Here is a 20,503-nt window from a genome sequence, read left to right on the forward strand (position 1 = left end):
AATTACTCCTGGTTTAGTTAGCACGCAGAAATCTTGCGTATATAAAAAAACGGCTGTTATGTAATATTCTGAGTGTGGTAGCTTCTTTCTAGAATGAGTAAGGGAAGCGTAACACATCACTTTTAAATGTGATTTTGATCAAACAAACAGCCTACAGGCGATCGCTCTTAACTCACTAGCATCCGCTCCAATGCAGTGTGCCAGTAGAGATTGGGCTTGAGCTATATTCATATTTCCACCAAAAACAGAGGCTATAGCGGTGGTAGTCACCAGTTATGACATTTCATCGTAATTACCTCAAACAAAATTTTACTGATTCCAGTATAAGTCTTCCAGTATAATATATCAAATCCTGTCTAAATAATAGACATCTCCGAGAATTAAATGTACGTGACTTGAAACCCTTGTAGAGACGTTCCGTGGAACGTCTCTACGATCTTTTTCGGAGATGTCTAATGATTATTTTCTGTTTAACTTTTAATGAAAATTAATGAAAAATATGGATACTGCTGTGACTAAATAATTCAAACACTGGACATAAATGGATATAGTGCTATAAGAGGTTGTTTGAAAAGTATTAGATGAAACCGATAATCTCCAAAAACCTAACCCCCCTGCCCCCCTTCCCTACGAGGGAAGGGGGGTTTTAAAGCCTCTCCCCGCTTCGGGGAGAGGTTTGGAGAGGGGTTTATTTATACATTAAAAACTTTTCAAACATCCTCTAATGGTTATATTTATAAGTAGTACAATGTCTAATAAATATGTATCAGCTTATTACTACACAATTACAAATTACTACATAAAAATTAGGTGCGTTATGCTATCGCTAACACACCCTACTCAATAAACTACTAAATAATTAAATTAATCAAGCAAGTTATTAATCAGAATTAGTTTCTTATTTTTTAAAGCTCGTAACCCATGATATAATCATCCAAAACAAAGCCACTACCAAAATCTATTACCTGACTATCAATAATTTTAAAACCAAATCGAGAATAAGCTTTAATTCCTTTTTCATTCCTTTTATTAACATTCAGAATTATTTGTTTTAAGTTCATTGCTTGCGCTTTTTGATAAATATGAAATAACATTTTTTGACCATAGCCAAAACCATGTAATGATGGCAATAAATAACATTTATGTAATTTTAAATAACTAATACTATCTATTATTTCTGAACTGTAAGATAAATAACCAACTAATTTAGAATTATGCAAAACTTGATCATAAAATATCCCTCTATTATAAATTTCATTTTCAATTATTCCTGTTCCATACATTTTAGTTAGCATATACTCGATTTGTGCATGGCTGAGAATTGAAGAATAGTGGTTATACCAAATTTCTTGACTGATTTTTCTCAGTTCTTCTAAATCAGAATCTAATAACTTAGTAATGGTAATTGATGAATCATTCATAGTGAGAATTGTATTCTAATAAAAATTAACTGTGAACATTGCCAAAATTAATTTACCATTTAATTGAGATAACATAGGACTCATACAGCGGTTTCCGCTCTTATGAGGTACAAAGTTGAATCATGAAACTCTTGTAGTGCGGGCATACTTCGACAAGCTCAGTACAAGTCTTGCCCGCTAAATATGTACCTCATAACACCGGGAAGTGCTGTATTTGATTTCTGTATCTGGTAAACAATACAAACAAGCAGCTATGGCAATGGATGATACATTTGACACCCCAAATCAATCCTTATCTATCCCCAAGGTCAACATTTTGACCATGTTTCGGCTAGGATTGTTTCAAATGGGGTTGAGTATGATGTCTATCTTGACTCTGGGAGTGCTTAACCGCGTCATGATTCAAGAAATCGCAATTCCGGCAACTATAGGCAGCTTAGTATTAGCAATACCTTATTTTATCGCACCGACAAGGATTCTATTTGGGCAAATGTCCGATGCTAAACCCTTATTAGGTTATCATCGCACGGCTTATGTCTGGGGAGGAGCAGGAATATTTGCGATCGCCGCATTTTTTGCGGTACAAGTAATGTGGCAGTTAAATGCCGCTAATATTGGCGATACCTGGATATGGACTACCCAAACAATCGGTTGGACAGCGGTTCTCGGTTTCATGTTCGCAATTTACGGTTTAGCAATTTGCGCTAGTGGTACAGCATTTGCAGCTTTATTAGTGGATATCTCCGAAGAAGACAACCGTTCTCAAGTTGTGGGGATTGTTTGGTCAATGTTAATGGTAGGGATTATAGTGGGAGCAATCATCAGTTCCAGCTTATTAAAACAATTAGATGCAAACGCACCTCTAGAAACTTTACAAGCGGCAATTAATCGTCTATTTATAATTGTTCCCAGCATCGTTTTTAGTTTAGCAATTGTGGCAACTGCAGGGGTTGAAAACAAATATTCCCGTTTCTTGAATCGTGCCAATAAAGGAAATCGGGAAGATGGTATCACCTTAAAAGGTGCTTGGAAAATTTTAACAGCTAGTCCCCAAACAGGCTTGTTTTTCACCTTTTTATTAGTGATGACTATTAGCTTGTTTATGCAAGATCCCATTTTAGAACCTTATGCGGGGCAAGTCTTTAAAATGCCCTTAGCAGAAAGTACCAAACTCAACGTTTTTTATGGTACAGGGATATTAATTTCCTATGGTATCACGGGTTTTTTCATTGTTCCCCGTTTAGGTAAAGCTCGAACTATCAAATTAGGTTGTATTTTAGTAGCATTTGCCGCTTTATTCATAGGTTTTTCGGGATTTTCTGCAAATCCATCTCTACTAAAATCAACTTTAGTTTTATTTGGTTTAGCTACTGGTTTTGTGACCACCGCAGCAGTAACTTTAATGTTAGACTTAACAATTGCCGAAGCCGCAGGTACATTTATTGGTGCTTGGGGACTTGCCCAATCTTTATCTAGAGGCATTGCTACGGTAATTGGTGGTACTGTTTTAGATTTGGGACGTAAGTTTTTACCAGATAATTTAGTATTAGCTTATGGTTTGGTATTTGTCTTAGAAGCTTTAGGAATGTTACTATCAATTTGGTTTTTGAATCGTGTTAATGTCAAAGAATTTCAAACTAATACCAGACAAGTTCTAGCCTCTGTTCTCGAAAGTGACTTAGATAATTAACAACTAACAACTGACAACTGTACGGGCGAAGCATTTGGAGAACTATTTTTGGCAATGACCGATAATTTATCTTCCAAATGCTTCGCCCCTACTAACAACTGACAACTGTACGGGCGAAGCATTTGGAGAACTATTTTTGGCAATGACCGATAATTTATCTTCCAAATGCTTCGCCCCTACTAACAACTAACAACTGTACGGGCGAAGCATTTGGAGAACTATTTTTGGCAATGACCGATAATTTATCTTCCAAATGCTTCGCCCCTACTAACAACTGACAACTGACAACTAACCAGGGATACATTCTATGAGTTACTACATTGCGCCTAGTTTTCTTGATAAACTTGCAGTTCATATCACCAAAAATTTCTTAAATATTCCTGGGATTCGCGTTCCTTTAATTTTAGGAATTCATGGCCGCAAAGGTGAGGGAAAAACTTTTCAATGCGAGTTGGTTTTTGAGAAAATGGGTATCGAAGTCACCTTGATATCTGGAGGAGAATTAGAAAGTCCAGACGCGGGAGATCCTGCGCGGTTAATTCGGTTACGTTATCGGGAAACAGCAGAATTAATCAAGGTACGGGGGAAAATGTGCGTACTGATGATTAATGATTTAGATGCGGGTGCAGGACGTTTTGATGAAGGAACTCAATATACAGTAAATACTCAGTTGGTAAATGCCACATTGATGAATATTGCTGATAATCCCACAGATGTGCAATTACCGGGAAGTTATGACTCCAATCCTTTATGTCGTGTCCCGATTATTGTCACCGGAAATGATTTTTCTACTCTCTATGCACCATTAATTCGTGATGGGAGAATGGATAAATTTTACTGGGAACCAAACCGCGATGATAAGGTAGGAATTGTGGGAGGAATTTTTGCAGAAGATGGTCTTTCACAAAAAGAAATTGCACAATTTGTTGATACTTTCCCTCATCAATCTATTGACTTTTTTAGTGCTTTGCGTTCTCGGATTTATGATGAACAAATCCGTCATTTTATCCATAAAATTGGTTTTGAAAATGTCTCTTTGCGAGTTGTCAATAGTTTGGAGGGTCCACCAGCATTTAAAAAGCCAGATTTTACTTTATCGCATTTAATTGAGTCGGGTAAATTTATGGTTGGTGAACAAAAACGGGTGGAAACTTCTCATTTAGTGGATGAATATAATCGTTTAAATCGAGGTAAAGGTTATCAAGCAACTTCACCTATTGCGGAAGTTCCTGTGAGTAAACCTGCGATTAATCAACCTACTCATTTAAGTTTAGAAACTCAAGCACAAGTTCGACAAATTTTAGCTCAAGGTTATAAAATTGGTATTGAACACATTGATGAAAGACGTTTTCGCACAGGTTCTTGGCAAAGTTGCGGTTCTTTTCAAATTGATGCCCATTCCGATGCTATTTCTACCTTAGAAGCTTGTTTATCTGAATATAGCGGTGAATATGTGCGTTTGGTAGGAATTGATCCACAAGCAAAACGACGAGTAGTAGAGACAATTATTCAGCGTCCCAATGGTAATTAAATAGGATTCTTGTCATGTAAAGAGGTTTCGTTAAACCTCTTTGCAAGGATTGAATTATTAACTAAACAGGAGTTAAAAATAGTTTAGCCTCTGCTTGTCTTCTCCGTTTCAATCCTGCTTCTACATTGCTACCAGGATTTCTGTATTTTAGAAAAGTTTCTTCAATTTCATCCCACTTTTTATCTCTCAACACTCTAGTCATACTTTTGAAATTGGAACTACCGTAAAAGTTAGCACCCAAGTTATAACCAAAGCTTAATAAAGCACCCTGTTGATTGGCGTTTAACTCATTCCAAACCGGAATTTTTTGCAGAGGTGGTAGATAGCTATTCTCTAGCTGAAGCATCAACAAATCATCTGCTTCTTGTTGAGTGATGCTTTCACCTAATTCCCAGTTACTACCATCTCTTTTTTTAGTAGTACCCCAACCAATAGTGATAGGTAAATTACCACTGAGAGGATCTCGATAAGCATTTAAATAACAACCTTCAAATTCTTTGATGAGAGGAACACCTGGAAGTGGTAGTTTTCCAGTTATCCCACCAAAACCTTTTGTAGGGGTGTTTAAAGTTGGAGATGATATAGATGATGCTGCGCTTGTTGTTGCTTGTCCAAGAGCATTATTTAAAGCATTTTGAGTATTTTTTCCGACTACACCATCTGCTTCAAGCCCTTTTTGACTTTGAAATTGTTTAACGGCTTTGACAGTATTATTGCCAAAATCACCATCTATTATTCCTGGATCTAGATTGAGTGCTTTTAAGATTTCTTGTAGTTGTTGAACTTTTTGTCCTTTCGCACCTTGTTTGAGAGTTTCGTTGCTATCGAGATTTAATTTGCTAGGCATGATGATATCCTGGTGACATTGATTTAATCAGTTTGGTAATTAGGAAAAAAGCCAATGCGAAATTTCCTGTTTACCTCTGGCAACAAGTAAATAATCCTCATACAATTAAATGTTCCTGCTCGATTTCCACAGTGCATTTCTTGTATATGAGTTTTTTATTTACTAGTTGTCTGTTTTCAGACTCATTTTATTCTTAACTTTTACTAACTAAGTATACAGTATAGATGTGTAAACAGATAGCGGTTTGTTCTGAAATATTACATAAATCACAAAAATATATGAATTAGCGGGAATACGATAACAAATCATGATATTTTAGACTAAATGAAACATTGCTAATCTAAAAATCCCGATCTGAAATATGCCTTGGTTTGTTAAAATTGAAACTGGTAAGCTTGATAAACCCACCTTTGACCAATATGTACCCGCTCACAGAGCCTATGTTCAAGAGTTGATTACTAAAGGACACAAAGCTAAAACAGGTTATTGGGCGCAAAAGGGTGGTGGAATGATGTTATTTGAGGCGGCATCAATGGATGAAGCACAAGCAATAGTATTGGCTGATCCCTTGGTACAGAACGATTGTGTCAGCTACCAATTATTTGAATGGCGAATTGTTGTGGAATAGTACACAAATTTTGAATTTTAGTGTTATGATGATGGAAGACCTGGATCTATGCAACTTCAACGCCCAAATCTTGTCAGGACCGGAAGGTAGCAGCAATAAGGGATGCTTGTGGTAGGCGTAGTCTCCGGGTCGCCTTATTTGTAGGAGCTTTCAGCAGCAATGCCTGGTTTTGGAGATATTGTACAAAAAGCTTTTTATCTCGGCGTTGGGTTAGCTTCTTACGCTGGCGAAAAAGCTGGCGGAAAATTAGCCGAACTGCGATCGCAAGTCCAGAAATTAGCAGATGAAATGGTGGCTAAAGGCGAGATGAACACAGAAGAGGCTCGTCGCTTCGTTGAAGATATGATGAAGCAAGCTCAACAGCAACCAACTTCTGGACAAACGCCTGAAAAAACACCCCCTTCCGAACCTCGTCGGATAAATATCATAGATGATGACGAAGAGCCTAGTGTGAAAGAGGCGAAAAAAGAAAATAAAGAAAATGGCGATAACGTAGATCATCTCCGCGATCAAGTGCTAGAACTACAGGAAGAGTTAAAACGGCTGCAACGCAAACCGTAAAGATAAAATTTTCACCTTGGGTATCAGTAACTTTTAATTCTAGAAAAATGACGCTATACCCAAGATGGTTTTAGTTGCAATTACTAACCGTAGACTCTATAACTTTCAGTCAGACGGCGTTTAGCATCATGTTTTCAGCCTTTGAGAGTATAAGTTATGGAAGAGTGGCAAAAAGACTTAATAGACATGATCGAAACCGTGGCTGATGAAGTAGAGCAGTTCTTCCTCGGAGTGAATGACATGATAGACGCTTTTTTTGAGGTTACGGAACAGATTACTGAAGAAGTACAAAGCGCATTTGAGGCTGATATTGATACTTTAGCTACGTTGCACGAACAGTTTTTACAAGATTTAGCCGAACCAATTTTGGAGATTTACTGGGAACTGGAAGATATCACCGAAGATATAGATCCTGGTTTTCCATATCAAGTAGAAGCTACACTAGAAAAAAATGCTGCTTGTATTGGTTGTAGTAACTATCATGGCCAGGTTTATAGCGGTAATTTGTTAGTCTGTGCTATGCACCCTCATGGTTGGGATGATAAAAATTGTCCTGACTGGGAAAAAGAAATTGAGTAGACCTCTCCGAAAATGAATGTAAAGACGTTCTATAGAACGTCTCTACAAGGGTTTCAAACCACGCACAATTACCGGAGATGCCTAGTAAATAACTCATTAAGCTGGAGAGAAATGTTAAAAACTGTTAAGTTAATAATTGTGAATCTCTGCATTTCTTTTTACTAATATAATGAGTAACTTTGCACCTGAAACTGTATCTCCAGTAAGTCAAGAAATGAAATATGGTGAACGCGAAATTGCGGAAGGGAAATTAATTACATTTCCGAACCCCCGCATTGGGCGACGCTATGACGTTAATATTACTTTACCGGAATTTACTTGTAAATGTCCTTTTTCCGGTTATCCTGACTTTGCGACCATTTATATTACATACATTCCAGATGAAAGGGTAGTAGAGTTGAAGGCACTCAAGCTTTATATTAACAGCTACCGCGATCGCTATATCTCCCATGAAGAAACAGCCAATCAAATTTTAGATGATTTTGTCGCTGCTTGTGATCCTTTAGAAGTCACCGTGAAAACAGATTTTACCCCTCGTGGGAATGTGCATACAGTAGTTGAAGTTAGACATCAGAAAGGTGTTTATAGCAGGAGTCAGGAGTCAGGAGTCAGGAGTCAGGAGTAAGAAAGGCAGTTAGAAAGAAGTTCTCTGGGTGGGGAAACCCCACCCCTACTAACTCACTAAAGCAGTGCGAGAAAAACCATTTTGTCGCGCTAATTTTTCTGCAATTAGCTTTTGATAAACTGCTTCATAACCATCAGTCATTTGCTGAACACTAAAATGTTCTTCCACATATTGACGACAAGCGTAACGATTTAAACTCCTGACTTGATCAATAGCATTAATACATTCTTCGACATTATCACAGAGAAAACCTGTTTCCCCGTTAACAATCACTTCTGCTGTTGAACCCATTCGCATGGCAATTACAGGCGTACCTGATGCCATTGATTCTACCATGACTAAACCAAAAGGTTCTCGCCAAGTAATTGGGAATAAAGTTGCATAAGCACCACCCATAAGGGCATTTTTTTGGAGATGATTGGCTTCACCTAAATATTCAATTTGCTGACCATCAATATGCGGTTTAACTTTTTGTTCAAAATATTCCCAATCTACCAAATCTACTTTACCTGCAAGTTTTAACTTCCGTCCAGTTTTTTTAGCAATTTCAATTGCTAAATGTGGTCCTTTTTCTGGAGACATTCTGCCTAAAAAAGCTAAATAAGATGGTTCTGTTGGTTGAGGATAAAATTCATAACTACTAACATCAATGCCATTATAAACAGTGTCTACATAGTTTAATCCTAATCTGGGTTCTTTTTGAGAATTAGAGATACTAATATAAGGCTGTTTTCGACAATGTTTAAATATTTTTTCATTGTCTGGTGTGAAAATGCCATGTAAGGTATGCACCGTAGGAGTTGTTACCAGGTTTGCAGATGTTAATGTTGCGACTCCCATGTGGGAATGAATAATATCGAAATCTGCGGCTTTTTCATAGACTGATGCTATTTGTAGAAATTCATAAATACTTGAATCTCTGATAGTAGAATCTAGCCTTAAAGCGCGGGGATGAACTGATATTAATTTGGCTAAAGTTAAAGAATCTCCTGATGCAAATAATGTCACTTCGTGTCCTCGACGGACTAATTCATCAGTTAATAACCCCACTACCAATTCTATTCCACCATAAGCTGGTGGTGGTACTCTCTCCCACAGTGGAGCGATTTGAGCAATTTTCATTATCAATCTCCTAAAATATCCGATTTCTATTTCCAGTTATTTGAAAATAAATTGAATAGCTAACAGGAAATAGCTAAAAGTAAAAAAACCGCCCTTATTCATGATTGTACTACCAAATCTTATGCTTTATATTTGATATATTTTGTCTATCTGAGGTAATGTCAATGTCTGATCCTTAAGAAATAAATTAGACAAAATATAATTGTTATATTTTGGATTTTGAACTTGACTTAAAAGACAAAAATAAGTATAATATATAACGATAAATAAATAGTTGCATATATTAGGTAAAATGAATATATACAAACAAATAAATAAACCGCGTGTTTCCTGGCAGGCAGTTTTTGCACTAGTTATATTTGTGTTTATGTACCTACCTATTTTGGTACTGGCTTTTTATAGTTTTAATCAGTCACCTTACAGTGCGAAATGGCAAGGATTTACCTTAGAATGGTATGGAAAACTGTTTAATGACGAACGGATTTTATCCGGGTTATATAATAGTTTGTTGGTGGCTTTTTGTGCAGTAGGAGTTTCCGCAGTGTTCGGAACATTAATGGCTGTGGGGTTGGCACGTTATGACTTTCTTGGTAAGAAATTATATCAGGGAATTGCCTATTTACCCTTATTAATTCCTGATATTGCGATCGCTGTTTCGACACTAGTATGTTTAGCAGCTTTTGCTATTCCTTTGAGTATCTGGACTATTATCGCTGCCCATATTGTTTTTTGTCTATCCTATGTGGGTTTGGTGGTTTCTTCGCGCATGAATAATATTAATCCTCATTTAGAAGAAGCAGCATTAGATTTAGGTGCAACCCCCATACAAGCCTTTATTTTAGTTTTATTACCGCAATTAATGCCGGGGATTATTTCTGGGTGTTTATTGGCTTTTGTATTGAGTTTGGATGATTTTTTAATTGCTAGTTTTACTGCGGGAAGTGGGACTAATACCTTACCAATGGAAATTTTTAGCCGCATTAGAACGGGAGTCAAACCGGATATTAATGCTTTAAGTGTGATGTTAATTTCTATGACTGCTATTGTGGCTTTGATAGGGGAATTGATTAGAACTGCGGGGGAAAGGAGAGAATAGGTTGAAATTAATTCAAAGTAGAAAAATGTTTTAAAAATTGCATAAAAGCAGGAATATGATATTTAGCATAATTACTCTGCTCTGAGTAAAATTTAGCTATTTGCCTTAATAATTCATCCCTAAATACCTCCTCTGTATTAGTCCAATCACTTGGTGGTTTAATGTCTTCCCAATAATCCTCTTGAGTTTTGTTATCCTTAACTTTTTTAAGCATTAATAAGGCATAAATTAACTCATTTTTGTGTGTTTCATCTGGAGAATTTTCAAACTGTTCTTTCCAGGAATCACGTAACTTTTCTAAATCTGTACAATCTAATCCTGAGCAATGACTAATGCGATTAGAGACGGTTGACAAGTTATTTTCTAAATCATTACTATTAATAATAGCATCTGCCATAGTAATATAAATATCTTCAAGAATAACTTTTTTACCATTATACTGTGGAGAATATATTGAAGTATTAAAAATTTCTTGCAGTTCAGGTATGATAAAATATGCTTCTTTGTGAATTAATCCTGTTACCCAAATGCGATGATTTCTGGTATTTTCTTCATTAACTTGACCTTGCTGATAAAGATTTGAGAAAATTTCTTCTGTATTAGAGAAACCGTAATTATCAATATTTTGGGACTGTAAATCTAAATCAACTATAGCAAACAGCTTATCAGGATTTAAGTATGACTCTCTACTACCTTCTTCATGTAATTCTAAAAGCTTAAAATAAGTATCTATAACACCTGTTCTACCTTGACAATTAAAAAATTCTGGTTTGTATGTTTTCCATGTCTTTGGAATGCATTTTATATAAAAATCTGCATCTGGCATTTGCTTCATTTTTCCGTAATTTACTGTTGTTTCGTCACTTAAGTTTAAAATACTACCTTGACCCTCGCACAAAACAACAATTCTCTGTCTAATGTTTGGATTTCCCAGAATTTCGTTACAATGTTGCATTAGTTTTTTTTGATAAGTATTCATAGTGGAATATTATTATCTGATTTGATAAGTTTTGGTTCTATTTCCCTGACATGAGCCGGTGTAAGCGCTCGACATAATTGATAAGAATGAGTTGCTAGAATATATTGATTACTAGGAGACCATTCTTCTAAATCTCTAATTATTTCATATTGCCAATCTGGATGAAATCCTATTTCAATTTCATCCATGAGAACAATAGCATCTTCGATTTTATTATATTTTAGCCACAGATAAATGCTCAATCTTTTTAACTCACCATGACTTAAATCTTCAGGATAAAGTTCAATATTTTCATTATTGGTATCTAACTTGAATGTGATTTTAGAGAAATCTGTAGAGATATTCACTTTTTTATTAGCTAACAATAAATTCAACTCAGCTAATAATTCTTTATATCTCTTACCATACTCACCTTCAGTTTCAATAGCAGTTATAAAATCTTCATCTCTAGCACTTGTGAATGCTTTAATTAATAAATCTACCGGAGCAAAATCATAAGTGAAAAATCCTGGTAGTTTTGATTTAGATAATTTTAAATCTGAATCGTAATTTCCACCACCATTTTTTGCAAATAATCGGTATCTGGACTCTCGAGAAATAAATAAGAAAACTTGAGTAATAGGAGCAGCTAAGAATATTTTATTTGATATTTCGTCTAACAAATCTTTTGCTTGATATCTATATAAATTACCACTAACTCGACATAATAAACGGTTTTCACCCATACCCACCGATAAAAAATAAGAACATATATATATTATGTGTTCTTGACGCAAAACGGGAGGATGTATCCCATTTCTATCATGGTATTCATCATCTAAATCTACTGCTATATCTTCAATAGGATAATCACCAACCAGAAATTTAATTTCAACTTCTTTTTCACCATCCCAAATATTGATAATAGCTAATACTCTGTCACTACCATCATTATTAAATGTAAACCCATGTAGTAAATTTTCTATATAATGGTGTCTTTCTGGATTTGTGCAGCAATGTAATAACACAAAAACTAATTGTAAAAGTGTACTTTTACCACCTCCATTGAGACTTCCTAAAGGAAAGATATTAGGGACAAACCTTCTATCAAACTTAATATCAACATCTTTCAAAACGCGGAAATCGGGTACTTGAACTTGTAGTAACTTCATGTGAATTTTCTTCCTTGAGAAATATTACATATTTGAATTATACCGTTAACACTGAATCACGGCTAACTTAATCATAATTTATTTAGGGTGGGCATTACCCACCACCATATTCTACACCTTAAACTTAGCGGTAATCCGTTTCATGGCTTCTTCCACATTTACCCGACTATTAAACGCAGAAATACGGAAATAACCCTCACCCGCAGCACCGAAACCAGAACCGGGAGTTCCCACAACATTCACGGTTTCTAATAACTTATCGAAAAATTCCCAACTGGATAAACCATGAGGAGTTTGCACCCATACATAAGGTGCATTTACGCCACCATAAACTTTTAAACCTGCGTTTGTGAGTTCTTCACGGATGATTTTGGCATTGTCTAAATAGAAGTTTACCAAAGCTTTGATTTGTGCTTGTCCTGCTTCTGAATAAACTGCTTCTGCACCCCGTTGAATAATGTAGGAAACGCCATTAAATTTGGTAGATTGACGACGATTCCAGAGTTTCCAAATTTCCACATTAGAACCATCAGCGGCTTTAGCTGTGAGAGTTTTAGGAACAACAGTTAAAGCGCAACGAGTTCCAGTAAACCCGGCATTTTTGGAGAAAGAACGAAATTCAATTGCACAATCTCTAGCACCTTCGATTTCAAAAATAGAATGAGGTAAACTAGGATCAGTAATAAATGCTTCATAAGCGGCATCAAAAAAGATAATTGAACCGTTAGCTTTGGCATAATTTACCCATGCTTGCAAATGTTCTTTGGTTGCAGTTGCACCGGTGGGATTATTAGGAAAGCAAAGATAAATTAAATCAACTTTTTGACTGGGAATTTCAGCGGTAAAATTGTTTTCAGCAGTGACAGGTAAATAAACTAAACCACCATATTCACCTTTTTCATTAGCATCTCCCGTGTTACCCGCCATAACGTTGGTATCTACGTAAACGGGGTACACTGGGTCTGTAACGGCGATGATGTTATTTTTGCCAAAAATATCGAGAATGTTGCCGGAATCGCACTTAGAACCGTCGGAAATGAAGATTTCATCGGCTTCTATGGCTGCTCCCCGTGCCTGGAAGTCGTGGGTGGCGATTTTCTCCCTTAACCAATTATAACCTTGTTCTGGGCCATATCCTTTGAAAGATGAGCGATCGCCCATATCTTCTACAGCTTTAATCATGGCTGTGCGACAAGCTTCTGGTAAGGGTTCGGTGACATCACCAATCCCCAGACGGATAATTTTAGCATCAGGGTTAGCTTGGGCAAAGGCATTTACCCGACGCGCAATTTCTGGAAACAGATAACCAGCTTTGAGTTTCAGGTAGTTGTCGTTAATTGTAGCCATAGTAAATTTTGAGAAAAAAGACAATCATACACTATCTTACTTTGAAGATAGCAAGTCTGAATCAGGATTTATAGGATTAGAGGATTTACAGGATTTGTAATTGGAAATTAATCAATCATATTAATATGATCTGATCATAAATAATAATTAAAAAACTTCATCCTGGACATCCTTAAATCTTGAAAATCCTGATTCTGACAAATAATAAATTAATAACTTTTTACCAATCCCCAATCATCTAATTTACAACTTGGCTACCATGACTGCGAGGATCATCTTGATTTCCATCTGTGGCGACTGAGGCGGAAAATTGCGAAGTTTTACCATTACCTTGAATATGGGGAAGGGTAGAACCAGTAATTAAAGCTTCTAAATTACTAGCCATAATGGTGCGGGGAATATCACCAATGGTTTCAGCGATGGTTTCTCCTTGTTTACCCAAAAATACAAAGTGCGGAATGCCATCTACTCGATATTTGAGCATTTCTGGCAACCATTTGGTATTATCAACATTCAACATCACAAAATTCAGGTTGTTATTGTACTTTTCTCTGAGTTTGGCCATGTCGGGAGTCATTTTCTGACAAACTGTACACCAATCGGCATAAAACTCGACTAGAGAAGGTTTTCCGTTGCTGAGGGCTACTTCTAAGGGAATAGCAGTTTTACCCAATTCCGCCAGGGAAACTGAGGTAGAATCAGTTTTAAGTCCCAGGAAGAGGGCAACTCCCAAAGCGATCGCTACAATGGCAATTAAGAAGTTTTTGATGCGGTTACTAGAATTTACAGGGGCTTGGGTACTCATAATCAATTTATTAAGACTTATTAACTTAGTTCATCTTACTGTTTTCTCACATAATGAAAAAAAGAGTTACCCTGACTTTTCCCAAACGGGCGATTCAAATGCCTGTTACCTACCGACTAGCAAAGGATTTTAATGTCGCTGCGAATATTATTCGCGCCCAAGTTGCCCCGAATCAAATTGGTAAACTGGTAGTAGAATTATTGGGAGACATTGATCAGTTAGATGCAGCAATTGAATGGATGCGATCGCAACATATTCATGTTTCCCTGGGTTTAGGTGAAATTATCATTGATGAGGATGTATGCGTTCACTGTGGTTTATGTACGGGGGTTTGTCCGACTGAAGCCTTGGCTATTAATCCAGAGACATATAAACTCACTTTTGTGCGATCACGCTGTATTGTTTGCGAACAATGTATTCCTACTTGTCCGGTACAAGCTATTTCCACTAATCTTTAGATATTATGAGCAATTCTATTTGATTTGTGTATCCCTTACGGGAAATGGAGGTAACGAACCACAGAGACGCAGAGAGCGCAGAGGAAGAGAGGGAAGAGAAATACCTGTATCTTATTTGGGATTGCTATATTGCTAATTTTTTTTATTTATGAAAATTCCTTCAGAAACATCTATCAAAACTCTTGGTGAAACTGCACATCAAGCCATTGAAAACCATTTTGAAAAAACCATAAAATGGGAAAAAGCAGTTAAAAAAGACGAAGATCCAGAACCACTCCACCAAATGCGTGTGGGAATGCGGCGCTTACGAACTGCTGTTAGTAGATTCGAGAGATATTTATTTTTACCAAAATTAGTTAGTGATAAAAATATTGGTAAACTTGCTAGAATTTTGGGTGGTCTCAGAGATTTAGATGTGCTTGCAGAAATTCTGGAAAAGAATTACAAACCGCATTTACTTGAAAAAGAACAAAAATCTCTAGAAACCGCTTTTAAGGAATTGCATAAACAACGAGAAATTGCCGTTTCTCATGTGCAGAATATATTTCAAGATGAAGTTTATAAATCTTTTAAAAATGAATGTGAACATTGGTTAAAAAATCCCAGTTATCAAAGTTTTTCATCAGTACCAATTTATCATGTGTTACCAGATTTACTCTCACCAGAAGTTAGTGAATTTTGCTTACATCCAGGATGGTTAATTGGGACTAAAATTGTTAAATCAGAAATAGTAGTGCAAACAAAATGGACACCCAAGCAATTAGAAGAACATCTGAAAATAGAAGGTAAAACTTTGCATAGTTTACGGAAACAAGCCAAAGGTCTCCGCTACCAAATGGAGTTATTTACTGAATTATATGGTGAGTCTTTTACCGCACATCTTCATGATATTAAAAGCATCCAAGAAATCTTGGGAATGATGCAAGATAATATGGTTTTACATGAATGGTTAGAAAATATATTCAAATCAGAACTGGATACTCAATTACGTGGGTTAACGACCCTATTAGCCGCAAATCGTTATCAATTATGGCAAGAATGGCAACCACTTCAACAACGTTATTTGCAAGCAGATACTAGACATAATTTGCATTTGGTGGTATTATAACCGACGTTGGTAAATCTTAAACAAGAAGAAAGAGATTAATTCATGGTATGTTTAAATATATAATAATCGGCATTCCGCACTTCAAAATGTCACATATTTATGCTTCAAAAATGTCACCAAATTAGGATAGTTTTATTAAGTATTAATCCTGATTTTTCCTGGTGGTAATGCGATCGCGAAGCGCGACCTAGGAATCGCTATCTGACCATTATTAGCCCGATATTGGTAATCTTGATGTATACTCAAAACGGCTTGATTGTTTGATTCTAAACGTAGGGGTTTAGCACTGCTAAACCCCTACACATCTGGGTTCTTTATCATTTGGCAAAAGTTTAAATCTCACCCGTGTTTAGTATATTACAAAATGAAGTGCGAAATGTGGGTTTTAACGCCAAGCTTGAGATAATATCCTGAATGCAGAGGATCTAAATTTGCTTCAACTTTATAATAAAATCTCTAATGGCTATAAGGATAGGTATGAAGCTCTTATTGATGATGAATCCGACAGAATAACGGAATTTATCCTGTGGGCGTTCCATCATTCTGAAACCGTAGCTAAATTTTGAACTAGCTTCAAAAATCAAACTGTCATGAAAAAGTCCCTGGCGCACTTGCATAGCCAATAATTTACTTGTTGGATTTGCCTCAATGCTTTGATGAATGGGTTCTGGTAGATCAATACCTAAAAGTTGTTGTGCAAGCAATAGACCCATCAAAAGCATTCGTTCACAACCGAGGGTTTTTGCTTGCTCGATTAGGAGTTTCCACTCCATCTGCTGATAGACTAGAACAAACTCAGCAACATCACAGATCCATCCCAGTCTTTCCCAGCCATGTTTGGAACCATGTACACAGAGAATTAACAACAAATCTTCGGGATGCAAGTTAGGTACTTCTGTGCCAAAAAGAGAAATTGGCTCAAGACGCTTCCATAGATATTCAAAATCAAGTTGAAATAGGAAAAAGCTTTTGCTGGTAATACTTTTGTGAATATCAATGTGGACTCGATTATCGATGCTGTTGAGGGGATACTCGTGGGCATTGTATTCAATATAGAGTTTGTATAGCGCAAGTCTCCTTAGCCCTGTTTGTATTAATGATGTTTTGGATGTTTGGTATCCCTGAGCAGTAAGGAGGTCAATCGCTGTCAGAAAATCTTTGCTGTCAACCCAAATATCTAAATCGCCGAATTGTCGTAGAGCCAAATTACCATAAATTGCAGCCGCTAGAACAGGTCCTTTAAAAGGAATAGCAGGGATATCATTATCTTGAAATAGTTTAAGAATTTTGAGAAGTTCTTGGGTAAGGAAAAGGTTGCGAGCCGCGTTGGTATGAAAGAAATTGCGGAGTTCGGACAGGACGGGTTTGGGGACGGCTTCTGGACAGAGGGTTTTAAGGTTTTGATAGAGGAGAGGGAGAACACTATGACGAGCTGCGATTTGGATAAGGTATGGCCAGTCGAGGGTTTGCTGAACTAGGGTTTGGATTTGTTGGCTGATTTCGGAAGAGGGTTGAGTTCTGGCACAGCAGAGCAGTAACTCGATTTCGGGCTGAGTGTCAGTTGCGGTTAGATTGAGAGATGAATGGTCAGTCATCTTATCATTTTTAGGTTAGTGTCTTAATTTAGGTACTGTCCTGAGTCAGTGGATAAGATACGTCAGAATGAATAGACTGACTGCCTTACAGAAATACGTCCACAGGTCTAGAACATTACTTGGGAATTGATCCTGATTCCCTTTGAGTTAAGGTTTTACTCAAAGATCTAACCTTTATTGGATCTTACCCATACTAACTTTGGCATCGATATCTGAAGCGATAAACTTAATTCCTGCTTGCTGTGCCAAACCTGCTAAGTTTTCATATCGGGTAAGCCAATCACCATAGGCATATATTAGAAGATTCTCGCAGTGTTTTTCAATTCGTTCTTTTAGTTTTGCTACTTTTTCAGCATCTTCTGCTTCAATTATTCTTCCAGGCATTAAAATGGCTAGGGCGTAATGACGATCATCAGCCCAAATGGAATCTTCTTCAAACACATCGCCACAAACAAGATTACTGACAAATTGAGGTAAAAGTTCTTGTCCATGTTGGATTTTACTAGGCTCAATTTCAATTCCAAATGGTATAGCTTGAGGATTGGCTTCATAAATTTTCTTCAATAAGGCTCCATTACCACATCCGATATCTAAAATATTGCCTTCCCTATTAGACAGTGTGGCTACTACGAGGGCAAGAATAGGGTTGTGGGCGTTATCCATACTAAAGCGAGAGCTAAAACCGTTATCGATAGCGTACCACTCTGGATATTTGATCGCCGTTGAGATGGGATTGTCTAAACCACGTTGAAATCCTGAAGAACCTGTCAAAAGTGGTTTTGGGGGAGTGCTGTAAGGAAAATTTAACCCTTTAGCACCTTCTAATGGGGCTGTTTCTCCCTTTCGCTTAACTACGTATTTGGTTGGTGTAGCGTCAGTACGGGTAGATACTTTTAAAATAGAGGTCTTAATTTCGGCAATTCCGTGTAGTGCAGACCACTCAACTGACCAACTTAAAATTTCTAGAAGCCAGTCCATTTCGGCATTGTAGCCAGCTTTTCTGCCAACTTCTATCAATTTTTTACCAAATTCTATGGTGGCCTGACAATTAAAGCTACAGGGTAAATGAGGAACTGCTCGAATCCCCATCCAACGCCATAAAATGTTGGCTTCTGGAGAACCAGTAATCTCAATATTTTTGACTTTTTCTGAGGTTAATGCGGTGTTGACTGCCATTGGCCAAGTTGTATCGACTAATTCCTGTTCTACCCAAGTTTCTTGGAAAAATTTGTTACAGCAAGAGGGAAAACCAAGTAGTCTGCCTATTTCTTGATCGTCGCTGGTATCAAACGCTTTTTGGAAAGCTGAAACATCTTGGGGAGTTCCTATTACAATACGAAATGCAAAGGGTTTACCTAACTCGGCTTTTATACTGGTACTTGAATAAGAATAATTAGATAGTCCCTGAATTTGCAAGGGAAGCGCATTTAGTCCTTGTTTTGCCCATTCTCCTGCTTTTGCGACAAATTCTTCGGGCGTTACAATTGTCAAACAGCAAGGACGTACTCCAGAGACAACTGACAACCATTCAATTTCTAGGAATGCCTTGGTAATTTGACTTATTCTTGGTTCCCAGACTTCTCTGGCATTATCGCTGACCCAACTTAGTCTAGTAAAGTCGGGTAGTACAAAGTCAAGCCGCTCCATTAGTTCCATAACAACCTCTTGTAATATAGTTAGTTTTCTGTGGATGATAGAGCTAATTCAGCTACACCATTATCTGTGTGATCTCCATTAGAGTTTCCGTGAGGGATGTCTTCATGAGAAGAATTTTGTGCTGAGTTGGATTGGCCTTGACTTAACCGTTGCAAAGCAGAGGAGATATTGATATTTTGTCCTTTTGCCCAAGTATCCAGGAAAATTTTTTCTAATTGTTTACGATCTGAACGAATCGAGATAGGAATCGATCCCTGAAGAATAGTCTCTTCTTCAAGATGCCGAAACAAACTCTTCCAAACCTCACAGTCTTGAGTACGATTGCGCCAATCCCCATCAATAGATGTGCCAGGACACTCTCCTTTACACATAAGAAAAAAGCGACAACCTTTGCACCCGCCGTACTCTTGAGGGGTATGATAGAGAGCTAAATATCTCTCAAAACCTTGGGTATTGGCTTTGGTAAAATCAATGCCGTCTTTATTAGTACGACCACAGTTACTACTTTGTCCGTTGCCTTCAACCCCTCTAACTGCTCTAGTAGTATAAGGGTCGCAAGCATTCCAAACACAAGTTGTATTATTATCCTTTCCAAGCAGTAAGTTACGCATATCTTGGAAAACATCAAATCTAAGCCGAGTCAGTTCTTGTTCTAACTTGGCAAAGCTAAAAAATGCCTCAATGTTTTCCTCAACGCTAAGTGTGTATTTGTCTTGAATTGACTTATTTTCTACTTCTAGAATATGTAACCGCACTGACGTAATCCCGATGCTTTCTAGGTGTTTAAACCAATCGTGCATTGCAGGTAATTTGTCCTTGGTAGCGTTACAACGATGGAGAGTCACAATTAAGCTTGGGGATATTCCTTCTTGGCAAAGTCGTTCAATTGCGGCTTCAGTTTTAGCGGTTGCTTTACGAGTACGTTCTAGACTGCCTACCCAGCGCACGTCGTTAAATTCTCCTGGACCGTCGATAGAAATACCAACACCAACCTTATATTGCTTGAACATATGGATGTGGTTGTCGTTGATGAGCGTTCCGTTGGTTTGAATTCCGTTATAGCCATATTTCTGAAATCCCCAAGACCAAAGTTCCTCTAAATCTGATTCTGGGACTAGCAACGCCTCTCCACCAAATAAACTGAAAGAGCCTCCTTCTTTTTCTATGGCAGATTTCATACTTTCCATATTGTAAGAATGGGGAATATTGCCCGCGTCTCGCTGAGGATTTTGGTAGCAATATTGGCATTGGATATTGCATTTTACGCCTAGCGGTCTAAGTTCTATGGTCACGTCACTTTGTTC

Annotated in this window: 20 protein-coding genes and 1 other RNA gene; 10 read left to right on the forward strand and 11 right to left on the reverse strand. The window is 37.2% G+C overall.

Going from position 1 to position 20,503, the window contains the following annotated elements; all coding sequences use genetic code 11:
* Positions 1-905 precede the first annotated feature (905 nt).
* Complete coding sequence (locus ANA_RS06635) at positions 906-1,421, reverse strand: GNAT family N-acetyltransferase (RefSeq protein WP_015079286.1); 516 nt, start codon at positions 1,419-1,421, stop codon at positions 906-908.
* 253 nt (positions 1,422-1,674) lie between these two features.
* Between ANA_RS06635 and ANA_RS06640 the strand changes: the two genes are divergently transcribed.
* Positions 1,675-3,111, forward strand: coding sequence for a BCD family MFS transporter (locus ANA_RS06640; RefSeq protein WP_041458282.1), 1,437 nt, complete (start codon positions 1,675-1,677; stop codon positions 3,109-3,111).
* Here the strand turns inward: ANA_RS06640 and ANA_RS28125 are convergent.
* The gene (locus ANA_RS28125) at positions 3,108-3,233 is read right to left on the reverse strand and encodes a hypothetical protein (RefSeq protein WP_256370248.1); all 126 of its coding nucleotides are present in this window, start codon (positions 3,231-3,233) and stop codon (positions 3,108-3,110) included. The two genes, ANA_RS06640 and ANA_RS28125, sit on opposite strands and share 4 nt — an antisense overlap.
* A gap of 185 nt (positions 3,234-3,418) precedes the next feature.
* Between ANA_RS28125 and ANA_RS06645 the strand changes: the two genes are divergently transcribed.
* The gene (locus ANA_RS06645) at positions 3,419-4,642 is read left to right on the forward strand and encodes a ribulose bisphosphate carboxylase small subunit (protein WP_015079288.1); all 1,224 of its coding nucleotides are present in this window, start codon (positions 3,419-3,421) and stop codon (positions 4,640-4,642) included.
* A gap of 61 nt (positions 4,643-4,703) precedes the next feature.
* Here ANA_RS06645 and ANA_RS06650 read toward each other — a convergent pair whose 3' ends face one another.
* On the reverse strand, positions 4,704-5,489 hold the full coding sequence (locus tag ANA_RS06650) for a glycoside hydrolase family protein (RefSeq protein WP_015079289.1): 786 nt from the start codon (positions 5,487-5,489) through the stop codon (positions 4,704-4,706).
* Positions 5,490-5,850: 361 nt separating this feature from the next.
* Here ANA_RS06650 and ANA_RS06655 point away from each other — a divergent pair, with 361 nt between their 5' ends.
* From ANA_RS06655 to queF, 5 genes are all read left to right on the forward strand, one after another.
* Positions 5,851-6,117 (forward strand): YciI family protein, encoded by a 267-nt coding sequence (locus tag ANA_RS06655; RefSeq protein WP_015079290.1) that lies wholly within the window; start codon positions 5,851-5,853, stop codon positions 6,115-6,117.
* A gap of 37 nt (positions 6,118-6,154) precedes the next feature.
* An RNA gene (gene ffs / locus ANA_RS24255) (signal recognition particle sRNA small type) lies at positions 6,155-6,251 on the forward strand.
* A 25-nt stretch (positions 6,252-6,276) separates the two neighbouring features.
* Entirely contained in the window at positions 6,277-6,678 is a 402-nt protein-coding gene (locus ANA_RS06660; RefSeq protein ID WP_015079291.1) for a phasin family protein, read from the forward strand.
* 156 nt (positions 6,679-6,834) lie between these two features.
* Positions 6,835-7,257, forward strand: a complete 423-nt coding sequence (locus ANA_RS06665) for a hypothetical protein (protein ID WP_015079292.1) — start codon at positions 6,835-6,837, stop codon at positions 7,255-7,257.
* Positions 7,258-7,426: 169 nt separating this feature from the next.
* Positions 7,427-7,882, forward strand: coding sequence for a preQ(1) synthase (queF, locus tag ANA_RS06670; RefSeq protein ID WP_015079293.1), 456 nt, complete (start codon positions 7,427-7,429; stop codon positions 7,880-7,882).
* 48 nt (positions 7,883-7,930) lie between these two features.
* On the opposite strand, the gene ANA_RS06675 is transcribed toward queF, so the two are convergent.
* Positions 7,931-9,004, reverse strand: a complete 1,074-nt coding sequence (locus tag ANA_RS06675; RefSeq protein WP_015079294.1) for a glycosyltransferase family 4 protein — start codon at positions 9,002-9,004, stop codon at positions 7,931-7,933.
* Positions 9,005-9,371: 367 nt separating this feature from the next.
* Here ANA_RS06675 and ANA_RS06680 point away from each other — a divergent pair, with 367 nt between their 5' ends.
* Positions 9,372-10,100: an ABC transporter permease gene (locus ANA_RS06680; protein WP_041457785.1), complete on the forward strand. Its 729-nt coding sequence runs from the start codon at positions 9,372-9,374 to the stop codon at positions 10,098-10,100.
* 7 nt (positions 10,101-10,107) lie between these two features.
* On the opposite strand, the gene ANA_RS06685 is transcribed toward ANA_RS06680, so the two are convergent.
* The 4 genes from ANA_RS06685 to ANA_RS06700 form a co-directional block, all read right to left on the reverse strand.
* Positions 10,108-11,079 (reverse strand): hypothetical protein, encoded by a 972-nt coding sequence (locus tag ANA_RS06685; protein ID WP_015079296.1) that lies wholly within the window; start codon positions 11,077-11,079, stop codon positions 10,108-10,110.
* On the reverse strand, positions 11,076-12,230 hold the full coding sequence (locus tag ANA_RS06690; RefSeq protein ID WP_015079297.1) for an AAA family ATPase: 1,155 nt from the start codon (positions 12,228-12,230) through the stop codon (positions 11,076-11,078). Before ANA_RS06690 ends, ANA_RS06685 begins: the two co-directional genes overlap by 4 nt.
* A gap of 111 nt (positions 12,231-12,341) precedes the next feature.
* Positions 12,342-13,577, reverse strand: a complete 1,236-nt coding sequence (locus tag ANA_RS06695) for an LL-diaminopimelate aminotransferase (RefSeq protein ID WP_015079298.1) — start codon at positions 13,575-13,577, stop codon at positions 12,342-12,344.
* 238 nt (positions 13,578-13,815) lie between these two features.
* Positions 13,816-14,382: a thioredoxin family protein gene (locus ANA_RS06700; protein ID WP_015079299.1), complete on the reverse strand. Its 567-nt coding sequence runs from the start codon at positions 14,380-14,382 to the stop codon at positions 13,816-13,818.
* A gap of 53 nt (positions 14,383-14,435) precedes the next feature.
* Between ANA_RS06700 and ANA_RS06705 the strand changes: the two genes are divergently transcribed.
* Entirely contained in the window at positions 14,436-14,840 is a 405-nt protein-coding gene (locus ANA_RS06705; RefSeq protein ID WP_015079300.1) for an NIL domain-containing protein, read from the forward strand.
* A gap of 148 nt (positions 14,841-14,988) precedes the next feature.
* Positions 14,989-15,948 carry a CHAD domain-containing protein gene (locus ANA_RS06710; protein WP_015079301.1) on the forward strand — a complete coding sequence of 320 codons (960 nt, stop codon included), beginning with the start codon at positions 14,989-14,991 and terminating at the stop codon, positions 15,946-15,948.
* Positions 15,949-16,373: 425 nt separating this feature from the next.
* Here the strand turns inward: ANA_RS06710 and ANA_RS06715 are convergent, their stop codons facing one another.
* The 3 genes from ANA_RS06715 to ANA_RS06725 all read right to left on the reverse strand — a co-directional run bounded on the left by ANA_RS06715 (position 16,374) and on the right by ANA_RS06725 (position 20,491).
* The gene (locus ANA_RS06715; RefSeq protein WP_015079302.1) at positions 16,374-17,543 is read right to left on the reverse strand and encodes a nucleotidyltransferase domain-containing protein; all 1,170 of its coding nucleotides are present in this window, start codon (positions 17,541-17,543) and stop codon (positions 16,374-16,376) included.
* Between the two features lie 174 nt (positions 17,544-17,717).
* Positions 17,718-19,199, reverse strand: coding sequence for a methyltransferase domain-containing protein (locus tag ANA_RS06720; protein ID WP_015079303.1), 1,482 nt, complete (start codon positions 19,197-19,199; stop codon positions 17,718-17,720).
* A 20-nt stretch (positions 19,200-19,219) separates the two neighbouring features.
* A complete protein-coding gene (locus ANA_RS06725) occupies positions 19,220-20,491 on the reverse strand; it encodes a radical SAM protein (RefSeq protein WP_015079304.1) in 1,272 nt (423 codons plus the stop codon).
* Between the last annotated feature and the right edge of the window lie 12 nt (positions 20,492-20,503).

Source organism: Anabaena sp. 90 (genome assembly GCF_000312705.1).
Classification (GTDB): Bacteria; Cyanobacteriota; Cyanobacteriia; order Cyanobacteriales; family Nostocaceae; genus Dolichospermum; species Dolichospermum lemmermannii.